At 60.2% G+C, this 22,640-nt stretch carries 24 protein-coding genes; 19 read left to right on the forward strand and 5 right to left on the reverse strand.

The window, feature by feature from the left end; genetic code table 11:
* Positions 1 to 39 precede the first annotated feature (39 nt).
* The 5 genes from ftsA (at position 40) to moaC (ending at position 4,287) form a co-directional block, all read left to right on the forward strand.
* Complete coding sequence (ftsA, locus tag ACODR9_RS05445; RefSeq protein WP_231960293.1) at positions 40 to 1,251, forward strand: cell division protein FtsA; 1,212 nt, start codon at positions 40 to 42, stop codon at positions 1,249 to 1,251.
* Positions 1,252 to 1,348: 97 nt separating this feature from the next.
* The gene (gene ftsZ, locus ACODR9_RS05450) at positions 1,349 to 2,533 is read left to right on the forward strand and encodes a cell division protein FtsZ (protein ID WP_488808049.1); all 1,185 of its coding nucleotides are present in this window, start codon (positions 1,349 to 1,351) and stop codon (positions 2,531 to 2,533) included.
* Positions 2,534 to 2,650: 117 nt separating this feature from the next.
* Positions 2,651 to 3,562, forward strand: coding sequence for a UDP-3-O-acyl-N-acetylglucosamine deacetylase (gene lpxC / locus ACODR9_RS05455; RefSeq protein WP_488808173.1), 912 nt, complete (start codon positions 2,651 to 2,653; stop codon positions 3,560 to 3,562).
* A 2-nt stretch (positions 3,563 to 3,564) separates the two neighbouring features.
* Positions 3,565 to 3,744, forward strand: coding sequence for a hypothetical protein (locus ACODR9_RS05460; protein WP_488808050.1), 180 nt, complete (start codon positions 3,565 to 3,567; stop codon positions 3,742 to 3,744).
* A gap of 63 nt (positions 3,745 to 3,807) precedes the next feature.
* Positions 3,808 to 4,287 carry a cyclic pyranopterin monophosphate synthase MoaC gene (gene moaC, locus ACODR9_RS05465; RefSeq protein WP_488808051.1) on the forward strand — a complete coding sequence of 160 codons (480 nt, stop codon included), beginning with the start codon at positions 3,808 to 3,810 and terminating at the stop codon, positions 4,285 to 4,287.
* 14 nt (positions 4,288 to 4,301) lie between these two features.
* Here the strand turns inward: moaC and ACODR9_RS05470 are convergent, their stop codons facing one another.
* From ACODR9_RS05470 to ACODR9_RS05480, 3 genes are all read right to left on the reverse strand, one after another.
* Positions 4,302 to 5,216 (reverse strand): DMT family transporter, encoded by a 915-nt coding sequence (locus ACODR9_RS05470; RefSeq protein ID WP_488808052.1) that lies wholly within the window; start codon positions 5,214 to 5,216, stop codon positions 4,302 to 4,304.
* 142 nt (positions 5,217 to 5,358) lie between these two features.
* Complete coding sequence (locus ACODR9_RS05475) at positions 5,359 to 5,880, reverse strand: CNP1-like family protein (protein WP_488808053.1); 522 nt, start codon at positions 5,878 to 5,880, stop codon at positions 5,359 to 5,361.
* Positions 5,881 to 5,893: 13 nt separating this feature from the next.
* Positions 5,894 to 6,673, reverse strand: a complete 780-nt coding sequence (locus tag ACODR9_RS05480) for an NRDE family protein (RefSeq protein WP_488808054.1) — start codon at positions 6,671 to 6,673, stop codon at positions 5,894 to 5,896.
* 116 nt (positions 6,674 to 6,789) lie between these two features.
* Here ACODR9_RS05480 and ACODR9_RS05485 point away from each other — a divergent pair, with 116 nt between their 5' ends.
* The 8 genes from ACODR9_RS05485 (at position 6,790) to ACODR9_RS05520 (ending at position 15,212) form a co-directional block, all read left to right on the forward strand.
* Positions 6,790 to 7,020, forward strand: a complete 231-nt coding sequence (locus ACODR9_RS05485; RefSeq protein ID WP_045846478.1) for a sulfurtransferase TusA family protein — start codon at positions 6,790 to 6,792, stop codon at positions 7,018 to 7,020.
* Positions 7,021 to 7,082: 62 nt separating this feature from the next.
* Positions 7,083 to 8,117 (forward strand): dihydroorotase, encoded by a 1,035-nt coding sequence (gene pyrC / locus ACODR9_RS05490; protein ID WP_488808055.1) that lies wholly within the window; start codon positions 7,083 to 7,085, stop codon positions 8,115 to 8,117.
* 574 nt (positions 8,118 to 8,691) lie between these two features.
* Positions 8,692 to 10,305, forward strand: a complete 1,614-nt coding sequence (locus tag ACODR9_RS05495) for a peptide ABC transporter substrate-binding protein (protein ID WP_488808057.1) — start codon at positions 8,692 to 8,694, stop codon at positions 10,303 to 10,305.
* 177 nt (positions 10,306 to 10,482) lie between these two features.
* Entirely contained in the window at positions 10,483 to 11,403 is a 921-nt protein-coding gene (oppB, locus tag ACODR9_RS05500; protein WP_488808058.1) for an oligopeptide ABC transporter permease OppB, read from the forward strand.
* A 15-nt stretch (positions 11,404 to 11,418) separates the two neighbouring features.
* Positions 11,419 to 12,333 carry an ABC transporter permease subunit gene (locus tag ACODR9_RS05505; RefSeq protein WP_488808059.1) on the forward strand — a complete coding sequence of 305 codons (915 nt, stop codon included), beginning with the start codon at positions 11,419 to 11,421 and terminating at the stop codon, positions 12,331 to 12,333.
* 11 nt (positions 12,334 to 12,344) lie between these two features.
* Positions 12,345 to 13,346: an oligopeptide/dipeptide ABC transporter ATP-binding protein gene (locus ACODR9_RS05510; protein WP_488808060.1), complete on the forward strand. Its 1,002-nt coding sequence runs from the start codon at positions 12,345 to 12,347 to the stop codon at positions 13,344 to 13,346.
* The gene (gene oppF / locus ACODR9_RS05515; protein ID WP_488808061.1) at positions 13,339 to 14,331 is read left to right on the forward strand and encodes a murein tripeptide/oligopeptide ABC transporter ATP binding protein OppF; all 993 of its coding nucleotides are present in this window, start codon (positions 13,339 to 13,341) and stop codon (positions 14,329 to 14,331) included. Before ACODR9_RS05510 ends, oppF begins: the two co-directional genes overlap by 8 nt.
* Positions 14,332 to 14,471: 140 nt before the next feature.
* Positions 14,472 to 15,212 (forward strand): M48 family metallopeptidase, encoded by a 741-nt coding sequence (locus ACODR9_RS05520; protein ID WP_488808062.1) that lies wholly within the window; start codon positions 14,472 to 14,474, stop codon positions 15,210 to 15,212.
* 57 nt (positions 15,213 to 15,269) lie between these two features.
* On the opposite strand, the gene ACODR9_RS05525 is transcribed toward ACODR9_RS05520, so the two are convergent.
* Positions 15,270 to 16,055 (reverse strand): tRNA threonylcarbamoyladenosine dehydratase, encoded by a 786-nt coding sequence (locus ACODR9_RS05525; protein ID WP_488808063.1) that lies wholly within the window; start codon positions 16,053 to 16,055, stop codon positions 15,270 to 15,272.
* A 201-nt stretch (positions 16,056 to 16,256) separates the two neighbouring features.
* Here ACODR9_RS05525 and ACODR9_RS05530 point away from each other — a divergent pair, with 201 nt between their 5' ends.
* The 3 genes from ACODR9_RS05530 to ACODR9_RS05540 all read left to right on the forward strand — a co-directional run bounded on the left by ACODR9_RS05530 (position 16,257) and on the right by ACODR9_RS05540 (position 18,446).
* Positions 16,257 to 16,481, forward strand: coding sequence for a hypothetical protein (locus ACODR9_RS05530; protein ID WP_488808064.1), 225 nt, complete (start codon positions 16,257 to 16,259; stop codon positions 16,479 to 16,481).
* Between the two features lie 130 nt (positions 16,482 to 16,611).
* On the forward strand, positions 16,612 to 17,640 hold the full coding sequence (ltaE, locus tag ACODR9_RS05535; protein ID WP_488808065.1) for a low-specificity L-threonine aldolase: 1,029 nt from the start codon (positions 16,612 to 16,614) through the stop codon (positions 17,638 to 17,640).
* A 41-nt stretch (positions 17,641 to 17,681) separates the two neighbouring features.
* A complete protein-coding gene (locus ACODR9_RS05540) occupies positions 17,682 to 18,446 on the forward strand; it encodes an alpha/beta hydrolase (protein ID WP_488808066.1) in 765 nt (254 codons plus the stop codon).
* A 68-nt stretch (positions 18,447 to 18,514) separates the two neighbouring features.
* Here the strand turns inward: ACODR9_RS05540 and ACODR9_RS05545 are convergent, their stop codons facing one another.
* The gene (locus ACODR9_RS05545; protein WP_488808067.1) at positions 18,515 to 18,829 is read right to left on the reverse strand and encodes a hypothetical protein; all 315 of its coding nucleotides are present in this window, start codon (positions 18,827 to 18,829) and stop codon (positions 18,515 to 18,517) included.
* A 366-nt stretch (positions 18,830 to 19,195) separates the two neighbouring features.
* On the opposite strand from ACODR9_RS05545, the gene ACODR9_RS05550 reads away from it, so the two are divergent.
* The 3 genes from ACODR9_RS05550 to ACODR9_RS05560 are packed head-to-tail and all read left to right on the forward strand — an operon-like array spanning position 19,196 to position 22,593.
* The gene (locus ACODR9_RS05550; protein ID WP_488808068.1) at positions 19,196 to 21,229 is read left to right on the forward strand and encodes a prolyl oligopeptidase family serine peptidase; all 2,034 of its coding nucleotides are present in this window, start codon (positions 19,196 to 19,198) and stop codon (positions 21,227 to 21,229) included.
* A 60-nt stretch (positions 21,230 to 21,289) separates the two neighbouring features.
* Entirely contained in the window at positions 21,290 to 22,006 is a 717-nt protein-coding gene (locus tag ACODR9_RS05555) for a glutathione S-transferase family protein (RefSeq protein WP_488808069.1), read from the forward strand.
* A gap of 53 nt (positions 22,007 to 22,059) precedes the next feature.
* Positions 22,060 to 22,593, forward strand: a complete 534-nt coding sequence (locus ACODR9_RS05560) for an arsinothricin resistance N-acetyltransferase ArsN1 family B (protein WP_488808070.1) — start codon at positions 22,060 to 22,062, stop codon at positions 22,591 to 22,593.
* Positions 22,594 to 22,640: the final 47 nt, after the last annotated feature.

Below are 22,640 nucleotides of genomic sequence, written 5' to 3' on the forward strand. Positions count from 1 at the left end.
CTGGAGCGACAGGTGAGCAAACCTAAGGAAAGCAAGAACATGCTGGTCGGCCTGGACATCGGTACGTCCAAGATCGTGGCGATTGTCGCGGAGGTCCTGGATGACGGCCAGCTCAACATCATCGGCATGGGCCAAACCCCGTCACGCGGGCTGAAGCGCGGCATGGTGGTGAATATCGAATCCACCGTGCAGGCCATCCAGCGCGCGCTGGAAGAAGCCGAACTGATGGCCGACTGCAAGATTCATGAAGTGTTTGCCGGCATTGCCGGTTCACACATCAAGAGCATCAACTCGCACGGCATGGTGGCAATCAAGGACCGCGAAGTCACCCAGATGGACATCGACCGGGTGATTGAAACCGCCCGCGCCGTCACCATCCCGCCGGACCATCAGGTGCTGCACATCCTCACCCAGGAATACAGCATCGACGGCCAGGAAGGTGTACGCGAACCGCTGGGTATGAGCGGCGTGCGGCTGGAAGCCAAGGTGCACATCGTCAGCGGTGCCGTGTCCGCCGCGCAGAACGTCACCAAATGCGTGCGCCGCTGCGGACTGGAAGTGTCCGACCTGGTGCTGCAGCCGATGGCCTCGGCCATTGCCGTGCTGTCGGAAGACGAAAAAGACCTGGGCGTATGCCTGATCGACATCGGTGGCGGTACCACCGACATCGCGGTGTATGCCAACGGTGCCATCCGCCATACCGCAGTGATTCCGATTGCTGGTGACCAGATCACCAACGATATCGCCATGGCACTGCGCACGCCTACCAAGGAAGCGGAAGACATCAAGATCCAGCACGCGGTGGCGCTGGTCACCATGGCCGATCCGGGCCAGATGATCGAAGTGCCGGGCGTGGGCGAGCGTGGTCCGCGCCAGATGTCGCGCGCCACCCTGGCCGAAGTGGTGGAGCCGCGCGTGGAAGAACTCTTCCAGCTGGTACAGCAGGAACTGCGTCGCAGCGGCTTCGAGGACCTGCTGTCCTCCGGCATCGTGCTGACCGGTGGCGCCAGCCTGATGCCGGGCATGGTGGAACTGGCGGAAGAAGTGTTCCACATGCCGGTGCGCGTGGGCGTACCCAAGTATGTAGGCGGGCTGGCTGAGGTGGTGAAGACACCACGTTTCTCGACCGGTGTCGGTCTGCTGTTGTACGGCAAGGACCAGATCCAGACCCATAGCGGACCCAAAGTGGAAAGCGCGGGTGTGGGCCAGCTGTTTGGCCGCATGAAGGCCTGGTTCGCCGGTAATTTCTAAGCAGTAACGGCCGGGTGGCCGTTGCTGTGAGTCGTTGTTTTTCGGGCAGCAGTAAATATTTGGAATGCAAGCTCATCTTAAACTTGAGGAGAGGCAAATGAGCGGAATGGTTTTTGAAGTAATGCAAGAGACCGCCAATGCGGCCGTGATCAAAGTCATCGGCGTGGGCGGCGGCGGCTGCAATGCCATCGACAACATGATCAGCAGCCATGTGCATGGTGTTGAATTCATCTGCGCCAATACCGATGCGCAATCCCTGCAGCGCAACAAGTCGCCGCAAAAACTGCAACTGGGTAACAACCTCACCCGTGGTCTGGGTGCCGGTGCCAACCCGGAAGTAGGCCGCAGCGCCGCACTGGAAGACCGCGAACGCATTGCCGACGCCCTGCGTGGCGCCAACATGGTGTTCGTGACTGCCGGCATGGGTGGTGGTACCGGTACCGGTGCCGCCCCGGTGGTGGCTGAAGTGGCCAAGGAACTGGGCATCCTGACCGTAGGTGTGGTCACCCGTCCGTTCGACCACGAAGGCAAGCGCCTGAAAGTGGCACAAAGCGGTATCGAAGACCTGAAAAAGCATGTTGACTCGCTGATCGTCATTCCCAACGAAAAGCTGATGGAAGTGCTGGGCGACGACGTCACCATGCGTGAAGCCTTCCGCGCTGCCGACGACGTGCTCAAGGGCGCGGTAGCCGGTATTGCCGAAGTGATCACCTGCCCCGGCCTGATCAACGTCGACTTTGCCGACGTACGCACCGTGATGGGTGAAATGGGCCTGGCGATGATGGGTTCTGCCTACGCTTCCGGCATCGACCGCGCCCGCGTGGCCGCCGAGCAAGCCGTGGCCAGCCCGCTGCTGGACAACATCACCCTGGAAGGCGCACGTGGCGTGCTGGTGAACATTTCCACCGCACCGGGTTGCCTGAAGATGAGCGAATACCGCGAAATCATGGGCATCATCCGTCAGTACGCCGATGAAGATGCGCAGATCAAGTTTGGTACTGCCGAAGTGGAAGACATGCCGGAAGACACCATCCGTGTCACCCTGATCGCCACCGGCCTGGGCCAGCAAAAGCCGGTACGTGAAGAGCGTCCGGAATACATCAAGATCGTCAAGACCGGCACCGACGACCGTGCCGTCGAAGTGATCAACTACGACGATTTCGATACCCCGGCCATCATGCGTCAGGGCCGTCGCCGTGCCGCGCCGTCCACCGACTTCTCCAATCCGGAAGTCAGCGACAGCTATGACATTCCGGCCTTCCTGCGCAAGCAGGCCGATTGAGAAAGGGCTGTTTGGTAAAATAGTTAAAAACTATTTATCTGTGACAAGCAATCAATAAAGCATGGCAACTGCCTGTGCTAGAATCGGGTTTTCCCGATTGCCTGAGAGCTTCACATGATATTTCAGCGCACGCTAAAACAAGCGATCAGCGCCACAGGTGTCGGCTTGCATTCTGGCGAGCGGGTGAAACTCACCCTGCTGCCGGCAGCACCCGACACCGGGATCGTCTTTCGCCGCACCGACTTGCCCGAGCCGGTGGATGTGAAAGTCGAGCCCGCGCTCGTCAACGACACGCGCCTCTCCTCCACGCTGGTGACAGACACCGGCGTGCGTGTCGGCACGATCGAGCATTTGATGTCAGCCTTTGCCGGCTTTGGCATCGACAACCTTGTGGTCGAGGTGACGGCGGCGGAAATACCCATCATGGATGGCTCCGCCGCCCCCTTCATTTACCTGCTGCAAAGTGCAGGCGTGGTTGAACAAACCGTGGCCAAGCGCTTCATCCGGGTGAAGCAGCCACTGGAAATCATCGAAGGCGACAAATGGGTCCGGCTGGATCCGATGGATGGTTTCAAAATCACCCTGTCCATCGAGTTCAATCACCCGGCTTTCAATCTGGCACCGCAGAAAGTCGAAATCGACTTTGCCAACAGTTCCTATCTGGATGAAATCAGCCGCGCCCGCACCTTCGGTTTCATGCACGAAGTGGAATACATGCGCCAGCACGGACTGGGACTGGGCGGCAGCCTGGATAACGCCATCGTGATTGATGACGAATACGTGCTCAATCCGGAAGGCCTGCGTTTCCCCGACGAATTCGTACGACACAAGATTCTGGACGCCATCGGTGACCTCTACATCATCGGCCACCCGCTGATTGCGGCTTTCTCCGGCCACAAGTCCGGCCACGCGATGAATAACAAGCTGTTGCGCAAGCTGCTGGAAACGCCGGACGCCTGGGAGTACGTCAGCTTCGTCGACCCGCTGGATGCGCCCTCCAGCTTTCATCGCCTGCCCGAGGTGGTGTAAGCATGCTGTGGTGGCGGCTGTGGGCGATCGTCATCATCCTGGCGTTTGGCTGGAGTGCCATCAGCTATGCGCTCACCCGTAATCCACGCTATCTGGCGCTCAGCCTGCGGCTATGCAAATGGACCGGTGGCTTGGGCTTGCTGCTCTCCCTCTTCTGGCTGATTGCCAGGCTGATCCGCTAGCGGCACACTGCCAGCCATCTTTATCTGATGGCAGCCCACGGCTGCCGCTTGCGGGAGGTTTTCATGTCCGGATTAACCCATTTCGATGCTAGCGGCCAGGCCCATATGGTGGATGTCGGCGACAAACAGTTCACCCGCCGCCGTGCCGTGGCCCAGGGCAGCATCCGCATGCTGCCCGCCACCTTGGCGCTGATTCGTGATGGCAATCATAAAAAGGGCGACGTGCTGGGCATTGCCCGCATCGCCGCCATCATGGCCTCCAAGCGCACTGCCGACCTGATTCCGCTGTGCCACCCCATCGCTCTCACCCGTGTGGCTGTTGAATTTGCGCTGGACGAAGCCGCCAGTAGCGTCAGCATCAACGTGACTGCCGAGTGTAGCGGTCAGACCGGGGTGGAAATGGAAGCGCTCACTGCCGCCAGTGTCGGCCTGCTCACCATCTACGATATGTGCAAGGCGGTGGACCGTGGCATGGTGATATCTGCCGTGCAGCTGCAGGAAAAAGAAGGCGGCAAGAGCGGCCACTGGCAGCGGGAAAACTAAGTCATTGATTTGCTCTAATCATGCAGCTCGGTCAGTTGCACCTGCTCTGGCCGCGCCTCACGGCTGATCAGGATGACGGCGGACAGGATCATCCCGCCGCCCAGCGCCTGGCTCCAGCCCAGCGGTTCACCCAGCAGCAGCCAGGCCAGCAGGATGGTGACCACCGGTTCGGCGGTGGAAATCAGCGAGGCCTGGGTGGCACCGGTTTCGGCCAGCCCGGACAGGAACAGCGCCAACGCCGCCACCGTGCCAAAGCAGGCAATCCCCAAGACTGACAGCCAGCCATGCAAGCTGGCCGGGCCGTGAAACCCGGTAGCGGCCAGATACACGCCATAGCAGCTGGCAGCAGAAAACACCACCACACAGGCGGAAGTCAGTGGATTGCAATCCGCTGCATAACGGCTGCCGGCCAGAATATACAGCGAGTAGATCAGCGCCGAGGCCAGACCCAGCAGCAAGCCCAGCGGCTGAGCGGTCAGCTCCAGCCCGATGGTGATGGCCAACCCGCCAATCGCCAGCGCCAGTGCCAGCATGCGTCGGCTGCTAAAACGCTCTCCCAGCAGCAGGGTGGACAGTACCAGTACGATGGCGGGAAACAGGTAGAGCAGCAGGGCGATGGTGCCGGCGCTGGCATAGTGCAGGCCGGAGAAATAGCAGGCGGCCATGCCGGCATAGCCGAGGCTGCCCATGCCCATTAATACCAGCAGTGCGCGCCCGCGTGGCCACGGTAGTTTCTTCCACAGCACCCAGGGCAGCAGTAATAATCCAGCCAGGAAAAAGCGCAGAAACAGCAAGCTGGGCGTGGACACCCCGTCGGCATAGGCAAAGCGCGCCAGAATGGCCATGCTGCCAAAACCGATGGCGGAAAGCAGAATCTTGAGCTGGGCCAGTGCGAGTGCACGGCGTGGGGCGGCAGGGCTGGAAGACATGAGGCAGGCAAGGACGGAGGAAAGCCTTATTGATACCGCAAATTCAGCTGTTTGTCATGATTGCTGCACCAGGATAGTGCAAGTGCTGCGCGGGCAGTGACCGGAGGGTGTATCCACCGTTGTCCGCGCAGCAAAGGGCGGCTTAGCGCCAGGGGACGGCACGCAGCAATTTGACGGCCTGTTCGGCGGATTTCGGTGCGGTCTTGTCTACGCACAGGTCTTCACGCAGGGCGCGGCGGGCCTTGTCATCGTATTCAATCTTGCGCCATTCCTCGCGCATGGATGCAATCCAGCGTTTGTTGATGCTGTCGCCAAAAGCGTAGCTGCGGTAGGTGTTGGCGCTGCACTGGATGCCCTCCACGCTGAGGTTCTCGGCACCGGCCGGGCTTTGTACGCGCAGGATCAGCCGCACCACGCCATCTTCACCCACGGTCAGACTCTTGCTGTCGGCAAAGTATTTGTTGGCCACTTCCGGGCCAACGTAAAAGCCAATCCAGTCAGGTGCCGCCGGAAAATCGGGCAGGGTGTATTTGCCTTCTTCCCAGGGTTTGACGTCTTCCATGGCGTAATTGGTGTTGTTGAAGCCCTTGTTGTATTCGCTGGCCTGGGCACCCAGTGCCAGTAACAGTCCGGCCAGGGCCAGACCAAATCGGGACAGTTTCACGCACATCTCCTGCTCAAGACTTGGCCGGGTGCTGAATCTGCCCCGGCCTGATGGTGTAACGGCGGCGGCCGGCTTCACGGCCAGCCAGCCCCCAGGAAAGTTCGGACAAGCTTACATCACCCCGTGCCGATACGTTGAGCAGCATCGACGCCCGAGTGCCGTAGTCGCGGCCCTGGATGAAGACCGGCGACAGGGTTTTTTCCAGTGCGAGGCCCACCCCGGTATTGGGCAACTGGCCGGGGCCTGCAGCGGTGGCATCGGCCAGCCAGCCAAAGGCTTCGTCTTCGCCTGGCGGGCGACGCAGGCCGCGCAGGTGTTCGGCCAGTCGTTCGCTTTTGAACCACGGGGTGTCCAGTGTGGCATTGGACAGTGTGTGCACTCCGGGGGTGACACGGGCAATGCGCGCGCCACGGCTGTGAAAGTGGAACAGGTCGTCCACCTTGCCGTACAGCAGATTGAACGGTGCATAGTGCTGGTGGTTATCGCGCAGCCAGTCGGCAAAGGTGAAGGGATCATCCTCGCCGGTGACAAAGCGCTGGACCAGCTCCCCGCGCGAGCGTTCCCCGCTCTTGCCATAGCCTTCGCGGAAATTGGTGAGCGCGGCAAAGCGGCCTCGGCCATCCACCATCAGCCAGCTGCCACCGGCCTGCAGATCACGCCCGCCCAAGGTGTCGGTGTATTCATCCCACCAATCCAGCGCAGCAGCCGGGCGGGCATAGTATTCGTCGCGATTGGCCAGCAAAACCAGCTGACCCAGGCCGGGCATCTTGTAGGCAAAAGCGATCACGCACATGGCGGGGATTCCGATTTGGGAAGGGCTTGACGGGTGGCGTACACTAGTCGGACGGATAGCCGGTAGAATACCGCCTTCACCTGGCATTGTAACGTAAAGACTGAGCGACACACCCGATGACTCCCGACCGCCTGATTGACCTGTCCGGCCTCAACTGCCCCTTGCCCATCCTGCGCGCCAAGAAGGCGCTGGCCGATATGGCAAGCGGCACCGTACTGGAAGTGATTGCCACCGATGCCGGTGCCCCCAAGGATTTTGAAGCCTTTTGCCGCCAGACCGGCAACGCGCTGCTGGAATCCACCACCACGGCGGAAGGCAAGTTCCGCATGGTGTTGCGCCGCAAGTAAGCCTGGGGCCTGATCCGACACTGCCTGCCCCGATATTGAGACCAGACAACGAGCCCAAGCGCATGACGACACTGACCCTGATCCGCCCCGACGACTGGCACCTGCACCTGCGCGATGGCGCAGCCCTGACCGCCGTGCTGCCTGATACCGCACGCCAGATGGGCCGTGCCATCATCATGCCTAACCTGAAGCCGCCGGTAACCACCGTGGAAGCCGCCGCCGCCTATCGCGAACGCATTCTGGCCGCGCTGCCCGCTGGTAGCCGTTTCGAGCCGCTGATGACGCTTTATCTCACCGACAACACCAGTGCCGAAGAAGTGCGCAAGGCACGCGCCAGCGGTTTCGTGCATGGCATCAAGTTGTATCCGGCCGGTGCCACCACCAATTCCGACTTTGGCGTCAGCAGCATTGATAAAGCCATGCCGGCGCTGGAAGCCATGGCCGACTGTGGCATGCCGCTGCTGGTGCATGGTGAGGTGACGGATTCCGCCATCGATATCTTCGACCGCGAAGCGGTGTTCATCGAACAGGTATTCCAGCCGCTCTTGGCCCGCCTGCCGTCCTTGCGCGTGGTGTTCGAACACATCACCACCAAGGATGCCGCCGAATACGTGGCCAGCGCGCCGGACAATATTGCCGCCACCATCACCGCGCATCACCTGCTGATGAACCGCAATGCCATCTTCGTGGGTGGTATCCGCCCGCATCACTACTGCCTGCCGGTACTCAAGCGCGAGCTGCACCGCCAGGCGCTGGTGCAGGCTGCCACCTCCGGTTCGGCCAAGTTCTTCCTGGGTACCGACAGCGCGCCGCATGCGCGCCATGCCAAGGAAGCCGCCTGTGGTTGTGCTGGCATGTACACCGCCAATGCCGCCATCGAGCTGTATGCCGAAGCCTTCGACGCCGCCGGTGCGCTGGACAAGCTGGAAGCCTTTGCCAGCCTGAACGGCCCGGCCTTCTACGGCCTGGCTCCCAATGCCGACACCATCACGCTGCTGAAGGAAAGCTGGACCGTGCCCGCCGAACTGGCATACGGCGACGATGTGCTGGTACCGCTACGCGCTGGCGAAGCCATCCACTGGCGCATGCAGGACTAAACCCGGCCCAGCCTGGGCCGTACTGAAAAAGCTCCCGCAAGGGAGCTTTTTTTATGGTGGCTGCCTGCTGGTCTGGTAGTCGGTCGCGATGCGATATCCGGCCCATGGCGATACCTGATGTGCATTCGCACCATGATTGACCGGTCTGCTGCAAATAAGCCATGACGGGATGAAATGGGTTAAATGCAAATCCATGGCCAGAAACATGCTGCCAGAGTGAAATGGCCAGTCGGCAGCACAAATGAGGTCGTGCCTGCGATTTAAATAGGGAACGCATGCAAGATATTAATGGCAGCCAATATAAATACTCATGATTGGTGGGAAAAATGTTGCCGGGCTGTGGATTTTTCTGTGAATAAATGGCGGGAAAATAGGGATCGTCGTTGAAATGACACGGAATTTGCAAAACGCTTGTCATATTGTTCTGAATCAGACTTGAGGATTTCAAAAACGCCAGCGCATAATGGCCCGGCCCGTTTCCGACAGTTAAACGGAAAAATGCCGGACAAGATTCGGACCAAAAAATTTACGCACCCGCAAAAAGTGGGGCATTACAGAACAGGAGAATAGGCGAATGAAACACCATAAATCGCTCCGCGTGGCTGCTGCAGCCGTCGCCCTGGCCTTGGCAGGCAGTGCTGCCCTGGCTGCCCAGGTACCGGCTGGTGTCAAACTGGCTGCCAAGCAGGACCTCACCCGCAATACCGGCTCCGAGCCCGAGTCGCTGGACCCGGTGCTGGCTGAATCGGTACCGGCCAATACCATTACCATGGATCTGTTTGAAGGCCTCACCGCCACCGACAGCTTTGGCAAAGTGGTGCCGGGGGTGGCCGAATCCTGGAAGCAAACCAGCCCCACCACCTGGGTATTCAAGCTGCGCAAGAATGCCAAGTGGTCGGATGGTTCTGCGGTGACCGCGAGCGATTTCGTCTATGGCTGGCAGCGTTTTGTCGAGCCCAAGACCGCCTCTCCCTATGCCTCTACCTACGGCATCTTCATCCTCAACGGCAAGGAAATCACCGAAGGCAAGAAGCCCGCTTCTGCGCTGGGCGTGAAGGCCGTGGACAAGTACACGCTGGAAGTACAAACCCCGTACCCGGTACCGTTCATGCCGTCGCTGGTAGCTAACACCCAGCTGGCACCGCTGCCCAAGGCCACCATCGACAAGTTTGGCAAGGACTGGACCAAGCCGGGCAAGATGGTCTCCAACGGCGCGTTTGCGCTGAAAGACTGGCAGGTCAACAGCAAGATCGTGGTGGAAAAGAACCCGCAGTACTGGGATCTGAAAAACGTGCAGCTGGGCAAGATTACCTATCTGCCGATCGAAGACCACAACGCCGATGTGAAGCTGTATGAGTCGGGCGAAAACGATTGGGTGCTGGAACTGCCGTCCGGCACCTACGACAAGTACAAGACCCAGTACCCCAAGGAAATCCGCAATGCGCCTTTCCTGGGTCTGCGTTACTACTCGCTGAACAACAAGGACCCGCTGCTCAAAGACGTGCGCGTGCGCAAGGCACTGTCCATGGTGATCGACCGTGACATCCTGGCCAAGAAAGTGACTGCCGATGGTCAGTCGCCGGCGTATAGCGTCATCGTGGCCGGTACCGCCGGTGCCGATGTTACCAGCTACGACTGGGTAAAATGGCCGATGGCCAAGCGGGTGGAAGAGGCCAAGAAGCTGCTGGCTCAGGCTGGCGTGAAGCCGGGCACCAAGCTGAAGTTTGCCTACAACACCAGTGACTACCACAAGAAGATGGCCATCTTTGCCGCTTCCGAGTGGAAATCCAAGCTGGGCCTGAACACCGAGCTGGAAAGCCTGGAATTCAAGGTGCTGCTGAAGAAGCGCCACGATGCCGATTACCAGATCGCCCGTAATGGCTGGAATGCCGACTACAACGATGCCACCACCTTCCTGGCGCTGGTGCAGTGTGACAACGACCAGAACGACAACAAGAACTGCAATGCCAAGGCCGAAGCGCTGATCAAGCAGGGTAGCGATACCACCGATCAGGCCAAGCGCAAGCAACTGTTCACCCAGGCAGTGAAGATGATCATGGATGACTATCCGATGATTCCGCTGCTGCAATACACCGCACCGCGTCTGGTGAAGTCCTATGTGGGTGGCTACGGCAAAAACCCGATGGACCGCTACCGTGGCAAGGACCTCTACATCATTCAGCACTGAGCCTGAAGAAACAATGCAAGAGGCGGGGGCTGCGGCCCCCGGTTGAACAGAGGCCGGATGTCCGCCAGACGGACATCCGGCTTGTGATGTAGCGCATCATGCCGGCGTGCTTTGCCGTACAGCCATGTTCACAATACGTGTGCTGCGCTGGCGGACGACCCCGGCTGGAGTATCCCCATGTGGTCCTATACTTTCCGACGCGTGCTGGCGACCATTCCCACACTGCTGGCCGTCATTACCGTTTGCTATCTGCTGCTGCACCTGACGCCGGGCGGCCCGTTTGACGGGGAACGCAAGGTGTCTGCGGCCGTGCTGGCCAATCTGCAGGCCAAATACCATCTCGATCTGCCCTTGTGGCAGCAATACCTGTATTACATCAAGAGCCTGTTGCAGGGTGATCTGGGCGCGTCCTTCCGTTATGCCGACTGGAGCGTAAACGACCTGGTGGGCAAGGCGCTGCCGGTATCCGCTGCCATTGGTGGTGGTGCCATCGTCATTTCGCTGTTTATCGGCGTGGCGCTGGGCATTGTGGCCGCGCTGCGCCAGAACAGCATCATCGATTATCTGGTGATGCTGCTGGGCAATATCGGCGGTGCTTTTCCGTCCTTCGTGCTGGGCCCGGTGCTGGTGATGGTGTTTGCCATCGGCCTGGAATGGTTGCCCGCTGGCGGCTGGGATGACTTCGCCCCGCGCTACATGGTGCTGCCGATGGCCCTGCTGGTGTTCATCAATATTTCCACCATTGGCCGCGTGATGCGCGGCAGCATGATCGAGATACTGGGCAGCAACTTCATCCGCACCGCCCGCGCCAAGGGTTTGCCGATGCGCACCATCGTGCTGCGTCATGCGCTCAAGCCCGCGCTGATGCCGGTGGTGTCGGTGATCGGCCCGCTGGCCATTTCCTCCATCACCGCTGCCGTGGTGACCGAAACCGTGTTTGGCCTGCCGGGCCTGGGCAAGCTCATCGTCAATGGTGCCGCCAACCGCGACTACACCCTGGTACTGGGGCTGGTGGTGTTGGTGACGGTGATTACCGTTGTTCTCAACCTGCTCGTGGATCTGGCCTATGCGCTGCTGGACCCGAAGATTCGCTACTGAGCGGGAGCAAAAATCATGATGCAAAGCAAACAAAAAGCCATGACAGCGGCGCTGGACAATGGCCTTACCGATGCCGCCGTAGAAGGCCGCAGCCTGTGGCGTGATGCGCGCTTGCGCTTCTTCCGCAACAAGGCGGCGGTCATCAGCCTGATCGTGCTGGCCTTCATCACCCTGGCCTGTGTGTTCGGGCCGATGCTGCTGCCGCACACTTATGAAGACACTGACTGGGATGCAATGGGCATCGCCCCGACGCTGGTGAATACCCACTGGTTCGGCACCGATGCGCTGGGGCGCGACCTGCTGGTGCGCTGCCTGATTGGCGGGCGCATTTCGCTGATGGTGGGCGCGCTGGCCACCATCGCCTCGGTGGCACTGGGCATTGTCTGGGGCGCTACTGCCGGTTTCATGGGCGGCAAGGTGGATGCGCTGATGATGCGTATCGTCGACATGATGTACGCCGTGCCCTACCTGCTGATTGCCATCCTGATGGTGACGCTGCTGGGCCGCGACTTCTACCTGGTGGTGCTCACCATTACCGTGTTCTCCTGGATGGACATGGCGCGGGTGGTGCGTGGCCAGACACTGGCAATCAAGTCCAAGGAATATGTCGAGGCGGCCCACGCCATCGGCGTGTCCACCCCCAAGATCATCTTCCGCCACATCGTGCCCAATCTGCTGGGCATCGTTGTGATCTACACCACCGTCACCGTGCCGGGCGTGATCCTCACCGAATCGGTGTTGTCCTTCCTCGGCCTGGGGGTGCAGGAGCCGATGACCAGCTGGGGCGTGCTGATTCAGGACGGAGCCGGGGTGATGGATGCCAGCCCGTGGATTCTGCTGTTCCCGGCCGGCCTGCTGTCGGTCACCTTGTACTGCGCCAACTATATCGGCGACGGCCTGCGCGATGCGCTCGATCCGAAAGATCGTTGAGGTAGCAACAGATGAGTCTATTGAAAGTAAGTAATCTGGGCGTTCAGTTCCAGACCAACGACGGTGTGGTCAGCGCCGTCAACGGCGTCAGCTTTGCGCTGGAAAAGGGCCAGACCCTGGGCATCGTCGGCGAATCTGGCTCTGGCAAGAGCCAGACCGTGCTGGCCATGATGGGCCTGCTGGCGCGTAACGGCAAAACCACGGGCGAGGCGCTGTATCAGGGCCAAAACCTGCTGGCGATGAGCCCGTCCGAGCTCAACCGCATTCGCGGCGACCGGCTGGCGATGATCTTCCAGGACCCGATGACCTCGCTCAACCCCTATCTGACAGTAGAGCGCCAGATGACCGAGGTGCTGGAGCTGCACAAGGGCTGCAGCCGTCGTGATGCCAGAAAACGTGCCATCGAGCTGCTGGATGCGGTGCGCATTCCGGAAGCCGCCCGCCGCATCAATATGTATCCGCACGAGTTCTCCGGCGGCATGCGCCAGCGGGTGATGATTGCCATGGCCCTGCTGTGCGAGCCGGAAGTGCTGATTGCCGACGAACCCACCACCGCGCTGGACGTGACGGTGCAGGCGCAGATTCTCACCCTGCTCAAAGACCTGCAGCGTGATTTCGGCACCTCCATCGTGATGATCACCCACGACCTGGGCGTAGTAGCAGGCCTGTGCGAAAACGTGATGGTGATGTACGGCGGCCGCGTCATGGAATACGGCACCGCTGACAATATTTTCTATCAGCCCAGCCATCCCTACACCATCGGTCTGCTGGGCGCCTTGCCGCGACTGGACCACGACGGCAGCGAGCTGGTGAGCATTCCGGGCAATCCGCCCAATATGGCGCACATGCCCAAGGGCTGCCCGTTCTCCGAGCGTTGCACCCATGCCAGCAGCCGCTGTGCCGACGAACTGCCGGCGCTGGCCGCCAGCAGTGTCAATCCGCAGGTGCTGCGCGCCTGCCACAAGCCGGTAGCTGAATTGCAGCAGGCAGCACAGGAGGTGGCCCATGTCTGAACAAGCCAAGCAGCCGATTCTGTCGGTGCGCAATGTCAAAGTGCACTTCCAGGTGAAAGGCGACGGCAGCTGGCCGTGGAGCGCCAAACGCACGCTGAAGGCGGTGGACGGGGTCAGTTTCGATCTGTACGCCGGTGAAACCCTGGGCGTGGTGGGCGAATCCGGCTGTGGCAAATCCACCCTGTCGCGCGCCATCCTCAATCTGATTCCGGCCACCGCTGGCGAAATCGTGTGGATGGGCAAGGACCTGACCCGTGGCACCGATAAGGACTGGCACGCGGTGCGCAAGGATATCCAGATGATCTTCCAGGATCCGCTGGCCTCGCTTAATCCGCGCATGACGGTGGCGCACATCATTGGCGAGCCGCTGCGGGTACACAAGCCGGAGCTGCCGGAAGCCGAAGTGATGAAACGGGTACGCGCCATGATGGCGCGGGTGGGCTTGCGCGAGCAGATGATCAACCGCTATCCGCACGAATTCTCCGGCGGCCAGTGCCAGCGTATCGGCATTGCCCGTGCACTGATTCTGGAGCCCAAGCTGATCATCTGCGACGAACCGGTGTCGGCGCTGGATGTATCGATTCAGGCGCAGATCATCAACCTGCTGAAACAGCTGCAACGCGAGATGGGTCTGGCGCTGATCTTCATCGCCCACGACCTGGCGGTGGTGAAGCATATTTCCGACCGCATCCTGGTGATGTATCTGGGCCGCGAGATGGAACTGGCGCAAAAGCATGCCTTGTACGATGCGCCTGCCCACCCGTATACCCGCGCCTTGCTGTCGGCCATCCCCATCCCTGACCCCAAGCTGGAAAAGGGCAAGGTGATCCAGATTCTGCAAGGCGACTTGCCCAGCCCGATCAACCCGCCGTCCGGCTGCGTGTTCCGCACCCGCTGTCCGCAGGCCGAAGCACGTTGCAGCACGGAGAAAATCCAGCTGCGCCAGATCAGCGCGCAGAGCCAGAGTTCCTGCCTGCTGGCCTGATTCTGCCCCTGTCTGCTACCCGGCCCCACATTGTTTATGTGGGGCTTTTTTCATTTCTGTAGGCCGCTGGTGCTCTCATGACTGTTAAATACTGAAAAATTACGTTAGCATCATTGCGCTTTTTAAAAAGGAATTTTGAAATGAAAAAACTGCCCCTCGTTCTCGTTTTGGCATTCTCCCTGGCGGGTTCCGCCCAAGCTTTTGATCTCAATGGCATGCTTAGCTCCGGTAGCGACCTGCTCAAGGCCGCCACCCTGAGTGATGCCGATGTAAAGAGCCTGGCCGCTGAATCCAGCGCTGCCATGGATAAGAAAAACAAGGTTGCCGCACCTTCCAGCGCTTATGGCAAGCGTCTGGCCAAGATCGTCAAGGGTCTGGACAGCGAAGACGGCACCAAGCTGAACTTCAAGGTTTACCAGACCAAGGAAGTCAACGCCTTCGCCATGGCTGATGGCACCGTGCGTGTGTACAGCGGCCTGCTGGACAAGATGGATGACGACCAAGTGCGCTTCGTCATCGGCCATGAAATCGGCCACGTCAAGCTGGGTCACAGCAAGAAGGCCATGCAACTGGCTTACGCTGCCTCCGGTGCGCGCAAGGCTGCTGGCAGCAGTGGTAACAGCACGGCTGCAGCGCTGAGCGAATCCGATCTGGGCAACTTTGCCGAAGCTATTGTCAACGCCCAGTTCTCGCAGTCGCAGGAAAGCGATGCCGATGCTTACGGCGTAGGCTTCCTCAAGCGCCACAACTACAATGTGCAAGGCGCACCGTCGGCCCTGCGCAAGCTGGCCGAGCTGTACGGCAACGACAGCAGCATGCTGGCCAGCCACCCGGCACCGGGCGAACGCGCTGCCAAGGTGGAAAAGCTGATCGCCAACTGATTAGCGTTGTAAATAGAAAAGGCCTCTTGTGAGGCCTTTTTTGCGTTGGTAGCAGACTCAGCGTTTTTTGGCGGGCTTGGCCAGCTGCTTCAGCGCATGGGAAACCGCCACCAGCCCGAAGCTGGCTGTCACCACCATGCCTGCGCCAAAGCCGGCACAAGACAGGCCTTGCGGGCCACGTGCGCTGTCGGCATCGCAGCTTTGCGTGTCGGGATAAACCAGCTGTTCGGTGGAGAACACGCAGGGAACCTGCAGCTTCTTGCCGGCATCGCGCGGGAAACCGTGATAACGGCGCAGGTTATAACGCAGCTTGGACAAGAGCGGGTCGTAAGTTACTTCACCCAGATCGGCCAGCTTGATCTTGGTGGGGTCCATCTGGCCACCGGCCCCGCCGGACACGATAAACGGCTGACGACGACGCACGCACCAGGCGGCCATGGCGGTTTTGACGCGCAGATTGTCGATGCAGTCGATAATGAAATCAAAATCCTGGCCCAGCATGGCATCCAGATTGTCTTCGGTGACGAAATCCTCGATTTCCTGCACCACGCAGGCCGGGTTGATGGCACGTACGCGCTCGGCCAGTGCGGTCACCTTGGCCATGCCGTAATGCGGGTCCAGCGCCGGTAATTGGCGGTTGGTGTTGGATTCGGCAATATTGTCCAGATCAATCAGCGTCAGGCGGCCAATGGCGCTGCGCGCCAGCGCCTCCACCGCCCAGGAGCCCACCCCGCCCACGCCCACCACGCAGACATGCGCTGCCTGAAAGCGGCTGAGTGCATCGGGGCCATACAGGCGGCCAATACCGCCAAAGCGGCGGTCAAGATCTGCATCGTGCGACATCTGCTGTATATCCGGAACCAAAAAACGGCCAAGCATAACCAAGAGCGCCGGGGCTGACCAGTGTTTGCCCGGAAAAAAGCAAGCAGCTGATTTACTGGAACTTTCCGCATGCTTTCCTATTCTTCTGCATAGGTCCGTCACGAATGCATGTCGGCATTCCTCTGATCCGGGCCGGCCTGAGTGATCTCAAGGGAGTTCCCCATGAAGCACCCGAGTTTTGATATCGATCTGGACAAGCATTACAACGCCACCGTGGTGATTGCCTGCGTGGAATGCGGCCATGAAAACCGCCATCATCTGAAATCCCTTTCCCCCGACCACAGCCTGCGCTGCCAGTGCGGCAGCGATATTTCAATGACGCATACCGCGATGCAGGCAGCCCAGCGACGTGTCAGCGCATTGAAGCAGGCTTATCGAATAAGTTGATGGTGTGACTCCGACAATCTGCGTATCACCCCTGGCAAGCAGTTTGCTGGCACAATCAGGCAAGGCCTGATCTGGCATTTCCCTACACGGCGGCCCATGTGGCCGCCGGTTTCATTTGCAGGAGCACAGCATGCAGTGGATTGATATGCGCAGCGATACCGTTACCCAACCCACCCCGGCCATGCGCCAGGCCATGGCGGATGCCGTGGTGGGAGACGATGTTTACGGCGACGACCCGACGGTCACCGAACTGGAAACCCTGGCCGCCCGCCTGCTGGGCAAGGAGGCCGCCTTGTTTGTGCCCACCGGCAACTTTGGCAACCAGCTGGCCATCTTCACCCACTGCCAGCGCGGCAACGAGGTGATTCTGGGCGATGACTGCCATATCGTCTGGCACGAAACCGGCGGTGCAGCAGTGATTGCCGGGGTGCAGTTGCGCACCATTGTGGGCAACAAGGGCGTGATGGATCCGGATGAAATTGAAGCGCGCATCCGGGTGGGCCAGGATGTCCACTGGCCGCAAACCGGGCTGATTTGCCTGGAAAACGCGCACAGCAATGGCCGGGTGATTCCGCTGGACATCATGCAGCGTACTGCGGACATCGCCCGCCGCCATGGCGTGCCGGTGCATCTGGATGGCGCACGGATATTCAATGCGGCAACACATCTGGGCTGTGACGTACAAGACATCACCCGTCATGCCGATACGGTGATGTGCTGCCTGTCCAAGGGCCTGGCCGCGCCGGTGGGGTCTATCCTGGCCGGTTCGGCCGATTTCATCGCCCGCGCCCGTTACAAGCGCAAGCTGCTGGGTGGCGGCTGGCGTCAGGCTGGCGTGCTGGCGGCACCGGGCATTCTGGCACTCACCGAGATGACACAGCGGCTGGGCGAGGACCATGCCAATGCCCGCTATCTGGCCGAGCGTCTGCACGGTATGCCGTGTGTTGAAGTTGAGCTGGATGATGTTCACATCAATATGGTGTGGTTCCGTTTTCTGGCTGATATTGATGTCAGCGAGTTGATGGCCGCGCTCACTGCCGCTGGCATCAAGGTCAACCCGCCTGAGGGTGGCCGCATGCGGCTGGTGACGCACTGGCAGATCAGTCGTAGCGACATTGACCGCGTGCTGGAGGTGTTCCAGCGGGTATTGAGCGACTGACAGACCGCGACGGGTGCTGCTGGCAAAACAGGGAAGACAACATGAAAACGGTATTGAGCTTGTTGTTGGCATTGTGCTGCGGCAGGGCGCTGGCCGATGAGCAGGTACTCACGCTCACCACCCGTCCCGGAGTGACGCAGCGCTTGTTGTTGCTGGAGCCGGCCGGCAAACCGGTGGCCAGTCTGATTCTGTTTACCGGTGGTGACGGCGTGCTCAAGCTGGGTGATGACGGCCAGCTGCATGCCGGGGCCGGTAATTTTCTGGTGCGTACCCGCCAGCGCTGGGCTGAGCAAGGTTTTCAGGTTGCCGTGGTGGATGCGCCATCCGGCCACCCGGACAATCTCAACCGTGCAGATTTCCGCAGCAGCGCCGAACACGCACAGGACATTGCGCAGGTCATCGACAGCTTGCGCCAGCGAGCCGCGGTGCCGGTATGGCTGGTGGGTACCAGCCGTGGCACCACCTCGGCCGCATCCGTGGCCATTCGCTTGCAGGGCAAAGTGGACGGCGTGGTACTCACCTCAACCATCAACCGCGAGCGTGGCAGCGTGGTGGACCTGGCTTTGCCACAGCTGACTCAGCCGGTACTGGTGGTGCAGCACCAGCATGACCAGTGCAAGGTGACGCTTTACCAGAATGTTCAGCCGGTGATGGAAGGTTTGCAGTCTGCGCGCAGCAAGGAGTTGCTGCTGGTGGACGGCGGGCTGGACAAGGGCGACCCGTGCCAGCCGTGGGCGGCGCATGGGTATAACGGTATCGAGGCAGACGTAGTGCAAAAGGTTTCGCACTGGATCCGGCAGCACTGACTGGCAAACAGAGCCTGCACCAAGCGGGAGGGCAGGCTGGTCTGATCAGCATGTTTCATGGGGTGCGCTCAGTAATACACAACAGTCACCATGCGTCTGATCGGCTCGTTGCGGATATCCGCACTGTGATCTTCGGTGGTGACAATCCGGCTGATCTGTACCGATTGGGTTGCCGTCGCATCCGCGCAATAGGGGGTGGGGGATGCCTGACGTGCCATCCGGTAGCTGGCAGGCGTTTGCGCATAGCTAACCCAGGTTGCAGCCGGGATTGGGCAGGGGGCTTTGACAATGGCACCCCGGAAGTTGATGGTGCCGGAGCTGGCGAATGCAGCTTGCACAAGCAGCAGGGTGGCCAAGGCGTTGGCAGCGATGATTTTTTTCATGATGAGCTCCTGGCTAAGATGTTTTCCTGATCAATTCAGAAATTTCTATCTAATTTATAAGACCAATCCAGGAGGTAACGCAAAAATAGGTTTTAAACAAAATACGTAAAAAAAAGAAATTATTTTTAATTAAAATGCTAATTTTTAATTTATTGATAATATTTGTGCTATTTCAAGTTAGATAAATCGTTAATTTTAAACTGATTACTGTGTAATAAAGCGCACGCGCCATTGCATATAGCCATTATTTGATTGATCGCTACCGTCCAAAAGATAGATAGCCTCTTGCTGTCATCCTGCGCGGTGCTGATGAAGACCGGGCTGGCGATGCTAAGCTGTGCGCCTATTTGCATTCCTGGTGCTGTCATGTCTCATCTTCCCGATTCCCACCTGTGGCTGGAAAGCCTGGATGACCCTGCCGTCGATGGCTGGGTGGCTGCGCAAAACAGCCATACCCGTAACGTGCTGGATAGCGATGCGCGCTATGCGCCGCTGCAGCAGGATATCCTGGCGCACCTGCGCGATACCCGGCAGATTCCCTTCTTTTCCGAACACGCCGGTTGGCTGTACAACTTTCATCAGGATGAACACCACCCGCGTGGCATCTATCGGCGCACCACGCTGGCGGACTATCAGGCGGCAACCCAACAGTGGCAAACCGTGCTGGATGTGGACGCCATCGCCGCCGACGCTGGCAAGGATTGGTATCTGGATGGGGTGGCGCACTGCACGGTGCAGCCGACGCGGGTGCTGGTGCACCTGAGCGAGGGCGGTGGCGATGCCAGCCTGGCCTGGGAGTACGATCTGGAATCGGCCAGCTGGCTGGAGCAGGGTTTCCGCTTTCCGCATGGTAAAAACCATATCGCCTGGCGCGACCCGGACAGTGTGCTGGTGTGCCCCGGCTGGAAAGGTGCGCCGCTAACCCGCTCCGGCTATCCCAGTGAGGTATGGTTGGTAGAACGCGGTGCAGATGGCCAGCACCAGTGGCAGCAGCTGTTTGTGGCACCGCAGGATGCCATGATGGTGGCCGCCTGGCGCTATCTGGATGGGCCGGATGGTGTTCTGGATCTGATAGAGGCGGCCGATGGTTTCTACAGTAAAACCTATCACCTGATCGACGCCAGCTTGCAGACCCATCCCTTGCCCTTGCCGCCCAGGGCGGATATCGAGGCTTATCTGCACGGTCAGTTCATCGTCAAGCTGGCGGAAGACTGGGACTGGCAGGGCGAACACCATGCTGCCGGCAGCCTGCTGGCCGTCCCGCTGACACAGCTACTGGGCGGGGCCGGCCAGGTGCAGCAGTTGGTGGCCCCGGCAGACCGGCTGGCGGTGGAGTCGGTGGAAACCACACGCAGCAGCGTGGTGGTTAACCTGATCGACAATGTCAGAAGCCGTCTGCTGGCCTTTGACTGGGTGGATGGCAATTGGCAGCCGCGCAGCCTGCCGGTGCCGGATTCCGGCGTCATCGAATTTGCCGACCAGCCGTGGAACAGCAATGTACTGTGCTACAGCTTCAGTGACTTTCTGACCCCTACCGGACTTTATCGTCTGGACGTGGCTAGCGGCGAGCAACACTGCCTGCGTCAGCAGCCTGCCGCCTTTGATGCCAGCCGTTTTGTGGCCGAGCAGTGCTGGGCGACGGCACCGGATGGGGTGGCGATTCCCTATTTCGTGGTGCGTGCCCGCGATGTGGTGCAGGATGGCCGTACTCCCACCCTGCTGTACGGCTATGGCGGTTTTGAAGTGCCGATGATGCCGTACTACGTGGAAAACTTTGGCGCCCATTGGCTGGAGCAGGGCGGGGCCTTTGTGCTGGCCTGCATTCGTGGCGGGGGTGAATTCGGCCCCGGCTGGCATCAGGCCGCGCAGGGCGTCAAGCGTCCGGTCTCCTTTGATGATTTCTGCAGCGTGGCCGAAGCGCTGATCGCCAGCGGGCTGACCGCGCCGGACAAACTGGGCATCGAAGGCGGCAGCAATGGCGGCCTGCTGGTGGCCGCCTGCATGGTGCGTCGGCCCGAGTTGTTCAAGGCCGTGGTGTGCGAAGTGCCATTGCTGGATATGCTGCGCTATGCCGAGCTGTTGGCCGGCGCCAGCTGGATAGACGAATACGGCGATCCGGCCAATCCGGACGAGGCGGCGGCCTTGCTGGCCTATTCGCCTTACCACCAGCTGCGGGCTGATGTGCGCTACCCCTTGCCACTGTTTACCACCAGCACACGCGATGACCGCGTCCACCCCGGTCATGCGCGCAAGATGGTGGCACGCATGCAGCAGCTGGGCCATGCCGCACTGCTGCTGGAAACCGATGCTGGCGGCCATACCGGCAATGCCGGTCAGGAGCAAACTGCAGCCGAACTGGCACGGGTGCTGGTCTACTTGTACCAGCAACTGATGGACTGAAACCATCGTCATCCGGCATGGGCAATGCTAGTCTGGGCGTTTCCTGCCAGGGAGATGCCCTTGATTACCCTATATGCCTTCGGGCCAGCCTTTGGCCTACCCGACCCCAGCCCCTTTGTGCTCAAGGCCGAGATGCTGCTCAAGCTGTCCGGCCTGCCCTACCGCAAGCAGCGTGGCAGCATGCGTACCGCGCCCAGGGGCAAGTTGCCCTATATCGATGACGACGGCACCCTGGTGCCGGACTCCACGCTGATCCGCCTGCATTTGGCCGAGCGGCATGGCATCACGCTGGATGAGGGGCTGTCCGCTGCCGACCAGGCGCTGGCCTGGAGTGTGGAGTGCCTGTGCAGCGACCATCTGTACTGGTGCATCGTCCATGAACGCTGGATGGACGATGCGATTTTTGCGCGCGGGCCGGGCGTGTTTTTCCGGCGGCTGCCCTTCTTGCTGCGCGGCATTGCCACGCGCATGATCCGGCGCAAGGTACGCGGCAGTCTGCACAGCCAGGGTCTGGGCCGCTTCAGCTCGGCGGAACGCCAGCGCCTGCTGCAACTGGATATCGCCAGCCTGTCCACCCTGCTGGCGGACAAACCGTACATATTGGGCAGGGCCCCCAGCTGGCTGGACGCCACCGTGTTTGCCTTCCTTGCCTCGGCCCTGCTGGCCAATATGGGCGATACCCCCAGCCGACAGCTGGCCAGCCAGCATCCCAATCTGCAGGCCTACGTCGACAGACTGCGGCAACAGTTTTTCCCCGACTGGGTGCTTCGTGCATGACTGGCGCACTTCTTGCAAGCATCAGCGCTTTGCCCCTGCCAGAAGGCATTGCCATGAGCCAAGACATCCAGATCCGCCCCGCCACCGCGCAAGATGCCGCCGCCATGGCCGCCATCTACCGGCCCTATGTGCTGGACAGCACCATCAGCTTTGAAGAGCAGGAAGTCAGTGCGGAAGAAATGGCTGAGCGTGTGGCCAAGGTGCAGCAGCAAGGTTTGCCCTGGCTGGTGGTGGAGCTGCATGGCGAGTTGCTAGGCTATGCCTATGCCACGCGCTGGCGTGTGCGCCATGCCTATCGTTATTCGGTGGAAACCTCGATCTACTTTGCGGCGGCGGCGCGAGGGCAAGGACTGGGCAGTCGCTTGTATCGCAAACTATTGCAGCAATTGCGTGATCTGGGCGTGCACCTGGCCATTGCCGGTATTGCCCTGCCCAATCCGCCCAGCATTGCCCTGCATGAAGGCCTGGGATTCCAGCAGGTGGCCACTTTTCACGAAGTCGGCTGGAAGGCAGGACGTTGGCTAGATGTCGGCTATTGGGAGTTGCGGCTGAACGAGGGTGTGCCTGCTGCCGAGGAAAATGCATGAGGCCTGCCCCGGCCAGATCAGGCATTCACCAGTCTGGTGCATGCAAG

The organism is Aquitalea sp. FG25, from assembly GCF_057809375.1.

Excerpts from the sequence above, each read along its gene's own strand:
- pyrC (WP_488808055.1), top strand. The coding sequence starts at position 7,083 with ATGACGACACTGACCCTGATCCGCCCCGACGACTGGCACCTGCACCTG.
- ACODR9_RS05470 (WP_488808052.1), bottom strand. The coding sequence starts at position 5,216 with ATGTCTTCCAGCCCTGCCGCCCCACGCCGTGCACTCGCACTGGCCCAG.
- moaC (WP_488808051.1), top strand. The coding sequence starts at position 3,808 with ATGTCCGGATTAACCCATTTCGATGCTAGCGGCCAGGCCCATATGGTG.
- ACODR9_RS05525 (WP_488808063.1), bottom strand. The coding sequence starts at position 16,055 with ATGTCGCACGATGCAGATCTTGACCGCCGCTTTGGCGGTATTGGCCGC.
- ACODR9_RS05530 (WP_488808064.1), top strand. The coding sequence starts at position 16,257 with ATGAAGCACCCGAGTTTTGATATCGATCTGGACAAGCATTACAACGCC.
- ACODR9_RS05505 (WP_488808059.1), top strand. The coding sequence starts at position 11,419 with ATGATGCAAAGCAAACAAAAAGCCATGACAGCGGCGCTGGACAATGGC.
- ACODR9_RS05480 (WP_488808054.1), bottom strand. The coding sequence starts at position 6,673 with ATGTGCGTGATCGCTTTTGCCTACAAGATGCCCGGCCTGGGTCAGCTG.
- ACODR9_RS05545 (WP_488808067.1), bottom strand. The coding sequence starts at position 18,829 with ATGAAAAAAATCATCGCTGCCAACGCCTTGGCCACCCTGCTGCTTGTG.
- ACODR9_RS05510 (WP_488808060.1), top strand. The coding sequence starts at position 12,345 with ATGAGTCTATTGAAAGTAAGTAATCTGGGCGTTCAGTTCCAGACCAAC.
- oppF (WP_488808061.1), top strand. The coding sequence starts at position 13,339 with ATGTCTGAACAAGCCAAGCAGCCGATTCTGTCGGTGCGCAATGTCAAA.
- ACODR9_RS05460 (WP_488808050.1), top strand. The coding sequence starts at position 3,565 with ATGCTGTGGTGGCGGCTGTGGGCGATCGTCATCATCCTGGCGTTTGGC.
- ftsA (WP_231960293.1), top strand. The coding sequence starts at position 40 with ATGCTGGTCGGCCTGGACATCGGTACGTCCAAGATCGTGGCGATTGTC.
- ACODR9_RS05560 (WP_488808070.1), top strand. The coding sequence starts at position 22,060 with ATGAGCCAAGACATCCAGATCCGCCCCGCCACCGCGCAAGATGCCGCC.
- ACODR9_RS05520 (WP_488808062.1), top strand. The coding sequence starts at position 14,472 with ATGAAAAAACTGCCCCTCGTTCTCGTTTTGGCATTCTCCCTGGCGGGT.
- oppB (WP_488808058.1), top strand. The coding sequence starts at position 10,483 with ATGTGGTCCTATACTTTCCGACGCGTGCTGGCGACCATTCCCACACTG.
- ACODR9_RS05550 (WP_488808068.1), top strand. The coding sequence starts at position 19,196 with ATGTCTCATCTTCCCGATTCCCACCTGTGGCTGGAAAGCCTGGATGAC.
- ftsZ (WP_488808049.1), top strand. The coding sequence starts at position 1,349 with ATGAGCGGAATGGTTTTTGAAGTAATGCAAGAGACCGCCAATGCGGCC.
- ACODR9_RS05540 (WP_488808066.1), top strand. The coding sequence starts at position 17,682 with ATGAAAACGGTATTGAGCTTGTTGTTGGCATTGTGCTGCGGCAGGGCG.
- ltaE (WP_488808065.1), top strand. The coding sequence starts at position 16,612 with ATGCAGTGGATTGATATGCGCAGCGATACCGTTACCCAACCCACCCCG.
- ACODR9_RS05495 (WP_488808057.1), top strand. The coding sequence starts at position 8,692 with ATGAAACACCATAAATCGCTCCGCGTGGCTGCTGCAGCCGTCGCCCTG.
- ACODR9_RS05485 (WP_045846478.1), top strand. The coding sequence starts at position 6,790 with ATGACTCCCGACCGCCTGATTGACCTGTCCGGCCTCAACTGCCCCTTG.